At 60.8% G+C, this 4,521-nt stretch carries 4 protein-coding genes and 1 tRNA gene; 3 read left to right on the forward strand and 2 right to left on the reverse strand.

Annotated elements, in window-relative coordinates; translation table 11 throughout:
• The 3 genes from Q2100_RS09125 to Q2100_RS09135 form a co-directional block, all read left to right on the forward strand.
• Positions 1–1,987: TPR repeat domain-containing protein (locus Q2100_RS09125; RefSeq protein ID WP_302913768.1), on the forward strand; the 1,987-nt coding region annotated here is incomplete at its 5' end.
• A 182-nt stretch (positions 1,988–2,169) separates the two neighbouring features.
• Positions 2,170–2,787 carry a hypothetical protein gene (locus Q2100_RS09130; protein ID WP_302913769.1) on the forward strand — a complete coding sequence of 206 codons (618 nt, stop codon included), beginning with the start codon at positions 2,170–2,172 and terminating at the stop codon, positions 2,785–2,787.
• 187 nt (positions 2,788–2,974) lie between these two features.
• Complete coding sequence (locus Q2100_RS09135) at positions 2,975–3,850, forward strand: alpha/beta fold hydrolase (RefSeq protein ID WP_302913770.1); 876 nt, start codon at positions 2,975–2,977, stop codon at positions 3,848–3,850.
• Positions 3,851–3,904: 54 nt separating this feature from the next.
• On the opposite strand, the gene Q2100_RS09140 is transcribed toward Q2100_RS09135, so the two are convergent.
• A tRNA-Thr gene (locus tag Q2100_RS09140) sits at positions 3,905–3,977 on the reverse strand.
• Positions 3,978–4,042: 65 nt separating this feature from the next.
• The coding region (locus Q2100_RS09145) for a DNA polymerase III subunit delta' C-terminal domain-containing protein (RefSeq protein ID WP_302913771.1) at positions 4,043–4,521 on the reverse strand (479 nt) is incomplete at its 5' end.

The following is a 4,521-nucleotide window of genomic DNA, read 5'->3' on the forward strand; positions in this document are numbered from 1 at the left end:
TACCACCGGCCGCGGCAACCTCGATGCCGTCCGGCAATGGGTGACCGACGCCGCCAACAGCGTCCCGCCCGGCAAGCAACGCGACGAACTGCTGATGAAGATCGCCAACAGCGGCCTGGGCCAGGTCAGCGAAATCGTGCAGACCTCGAACGACGCCAACAATACCATCCGCGACAACATGAACAGGCTCAAGCCAGAGTTCCAGGCGATCGGGTTCGGAGAGGGAAAGGGTGAAGGCGACCCCATACTCGAAGACCTCAAGGAGCGGTCCGCTGAGGAAGAAGCCCGCAAGCGGGCCGAGCAGGATGTGCAAGACACCCTCGCGGGTGACCAGGAGGCAGCCGGTCGCGTCGACGATGTCCTGAGCGGTATTCAACCGGGGCAAGCCCTGACGCCTGAACAGAAGTCATATTTGAGTCAGATGCAAGCGCAGCAGCACGGTATGTCCGTCGATGAATTGACGACCGCCGAAGAGCGCCTTGGCGAGAACCGTGACGTCATCGCGAACTCCTGGCAGTTGATGAGTAATAAGGACGTCGAGTTCACCCGTACCGAACTGACTCCCGACAAACTCGACGACCCCACGAGCGGCATGACAGGAGGCTTCGAACAACTACCTCAGAGTGTTCAGGAAGCCATCAACGAAGCGGATCAGATTGGCCACCGCGGCGGCGGTGAAGAAGCGACACTCCTACGCTCTGAGGAGCTCACTCAAATCAGCGAGATCGTCAAACACGGCGACGACCAATTCAAGCATGGTACCGAGCTCGACCGCGGTCTGATGACTGCCGCAGATGCGGTACTGGACAGGGACGAGTCCATACGACCGCACTCAATCTCCTACGTGGCTGAAAGCCTGTTCGAAGCAGTTGCACCAGACCACCAGGCGATCAGCGAGCACATACTGAGCGACCGAGGCGATGACTTCCTCGGCGACGTCGATCGGCTCAATTGGACTGATGACGGAAAGGCTGCAGCCGGTCTCTTCGCGTGGACGAACGAGTCCCACCAGGGTCCCGAAGCTGAGATCGCGGCACAAACGGCAGAAAAATACGCAAGACATATCGCGGACGATGCGTATAACCTTCTGCACACGGATACTCAGACACTGGGGGAACGCAACCCGGAATTAGTCAAGGGTTATTCCCACGGTCTGGTTCCATTCATTCCCGAAATTGCGGGATTGTCCATCGAAGGGTCGACGGAGCCTTTCAGCAAGGCATTTGATTCAGAGAACGCTGCAGAGTTTCCGAACGCCAAAAACCTGTATGCCGTGATTGCAAGCCAGCAGGATGCGTTCCAAGAGTGGACTACAGCTAGTGATGCTCTCATCTTGGCGAGAACTGTAGATTGGGCAACTTCCGTCGATCCTGGCAGTCCTATCAATGTAAAAGATGTACGACTCACCGACAGTTCGATTCTCACCGCGCTACAGGATGTGGGTACCGCTCGAGCTGCCCAATCTTCCCAATTCAATGCTGAGCAATTCTTCGAGCAGCGCAAGTCGAATTACGAGGACATAGTGAAGGCCTTCGCCGTTCCCGGCAACTTGCTACCCCACGTCGGTCCCATTGCCGGGTGGCAGGTTGAGGCGATCGGTAGTGGTATGCAAAGCTCTATCATCGGCACTGAGCCGCGGGATCTTACGACGACGATCGCGCCAATGGGGCATCACGAATCAACCCGCTTCGCCCTCAATGCCCTTCTCTCCGCCGGTCATGACATCGGACCTCTGCCGAAGGATTGGACTAGGGAAGTAGCCGTGGACCAAGACAATCCTGCGGCAGGAACTCGTCCGGAGATCCGAACTCTGGACGAACTCACAGCTCAGAGAGTCGATTACGGTGACATGGAGAGGGTGATGCAGGACTCGATCGACCAAGTATTCGGCCGCCACACGGGATATATGCTATCCGATTCCATCAAGAGCACCTACGACGACATCACTAGGAATCCGGACGTACAACCTGCCAACCCGAAGAAGTGATAACCATTATTCGTCGACTGACATGCGCGGTTCTTTGCACAACGCTGGTCACAGCTTGTGACGGCGAAAGTGAGCCGGCCACCGATCTTTGGAACAGTCGCGTAGGAGATGTCGCCGCAGTCTGGTCGGCGTCACCGGGACTCGACCTCGTGCATGGTGTTGCAGTACCTGTACGCGGATACATGGAATCCCGCTTCATTGCGGAGACGACTGGCAAAATTGACGATGCCTACCCAGGTTTCCAGGCGGCGGTTCCACCTAACGAATTGCCGGCCAGCGGCGATATTGACGCCCGGAACAGGCGACCTCGCACAGATTACCCTCTAACGTTTCCCCTCATCGGCAACGTCAGATTTCATCTGCGCTCAGCCGAAGAATCGGATTCGAAAGTCACCGTGCAGGTATGCCAGTATCTGTACAACCTGGCAGAAGAGGGAGACGGCAACGAATTCAGACCGGTTATTGAAGATGGATCGAGCGGCAGTGCTGGAATAATTGCTCAACGGCTCACGCTCATAGCTCCCAACAATCAGAGCGACTCCGTCCACATCCGGCAAGAAGGGCCCGCTTCAGCGCCATATGATGACGTCTTCGGCGACTGGAAGATCGTCGGCTTCCTGGCTGCAACATCGCCGTCAAGTAAAGCCGTATGGCCAACCATGGAGGCCGATCACGCAGCATGTGTTGCCGAAGCCCCCGATCCCGTCCAGCGTCGGCAATTCCTCATGACAGGCGAGCACCCCCGTAGCGACTTTCCGACCTCACCACCGTCCCCCGGTTGGCCCCGTCCAAGCGACTGAGAACCGGAGCGTTGGCTCACCAAAACAACCGTTCGCGCAAGCCCTTCTGGGTGCAGAACTACGTATCCAGGTTCGATGCCGGCAATCTCCGAGTTCAGTTCGATCGCATCTACGATGAGGCGGCCGGAGGTTAGCTCGGACTCCTGGCACCCGCAATAACACCCACTCCCGACGTGTTGCAGAAAAAGTGACCTCACCAATCACCCACCACCGCACAGTCGTCGACGGCATCGACACCTTCTACCGGCAGGCCGGCCCCGCCGACGCGCCCGTCGTGCTGCTCCCCCACGGCTATCCCGCATCGTCGTGCGTCTACCGCAACCTGATGGCCGCCCTCGGCGACACCTATCGCCTCATCGCGCCCGATCTTCCCGGCTTCGGCTACAGCGCAACACCTTCGGCCGATGACTTCGGCTACACCTTCGCCGCCTACGCGCAGTTCCTGCAGCGCTTCGTAGAGACCCTCGAACTCGACCGCTACGTCATCTGGCTGCACGACTACGGCTCGCAATTCGGCTTCCAGCTCGCGCTGGCCAAACCCGACAACGTCGCCGGCCTGATCATCCAGAACGGCGACATCTACGAGGACGCCTTCGGGCCCAAGTACGACTTCCTCAAGGAGTCTTGGAACAACCCCGGCCCGCAGTCCCGCCGCAAGATCGCCGACCACGTGACGCTCAGAGGCTTCGAGTCCGAGTTCCGCGGCGAACTACCCGACGACGTCGCCGGCCGCATCAGCCCCGACCTGTGGACCCTGCACTGGTCGCTGATGAACACCCCCGAGCGCATCGCCAACCTCATCCGCCTGCTCGAGGACCAGCCCAACACCCTGCAGTGGTTCCCCGACGAACAGGCCTACCTGCGCGAGCACCAACCCCCGACACTCATCGTCTGGGGACCGCACGACGGCTACATGCCCGAGAAGTCCGCTCGCGCGTACCACCGCGACCTGCCCGACGCCCCGCTGCACCTGCTCGGCGGCGGTCACTGGCTACTCGAGACCCACCTCGACGAGGTCGTGCCTCTGGTTCGTGAATTCCTGGCGCGAACGTACGGAAGTTGAACGCAAACGCCGAGAGCACCTGCAAACAAGCGTGCACTCGGCGCGTATAGAGAGAGCCGCCTAGGAGAATCGAACTCCTGACCTATTCATTACGAGTGAATCGCTCTACCGACTGAGCTAAGGCGGCGTGCCCGGCGAACCAAGCGGGACGAGTCTAGCGGCAGCCACCACCGGCCGCCAAAAGCGCCCGGGTCAGCCACGCAGCGCCTGACCGACGGTGGCCACCATCGCGTCGACCGCGAATTTCGGCTTCACGTTGATCGCCAGCGCGTCGCGGCACTCGAGCACCGCCTCGATGCACCGCAGCAGCCTGTCGGGCGGCACGTGCTCGGCCATCGACGCCACCTTGTCGGCCATATCGGGGTGATTCGGCGCCACGCCGCTGACGCCCGAGGACACCAGCAGCGCATCCCGGAAGTAGGTCGCCAGGTCGATCAGCGCCCGATCCAACGCATCCCGCGACGCCCGCGTCTGCCGCGACTTCTGCCGTTTCTCCAGGTCGCGGATCGCTCCCGTGGCACCCCGAAGTGCGCCCGCGGTGCCCTTGCCGGTGCCGCCCGCGCCCAGCGCCGTCCGCAGCTCTTCGGTCTCGGCCTCGTTGCGTCCCTCGGTCATGGCCCGCGCCTCGGCCTCGGCCGTCGCCACCAGCTCCTCGGCCGCCGCGTACGCCC

The organism is Mycolicibacterium arseniciresistens, assembly GCF_030519285.1.
GTDB classification, from domain to species: Bacteria; Actinomycetota; Actinomycetes; order Mycobacteriales; family Mycobacteriaceae; genus Mycobacterium; species Mycobacterium arseniciresistens.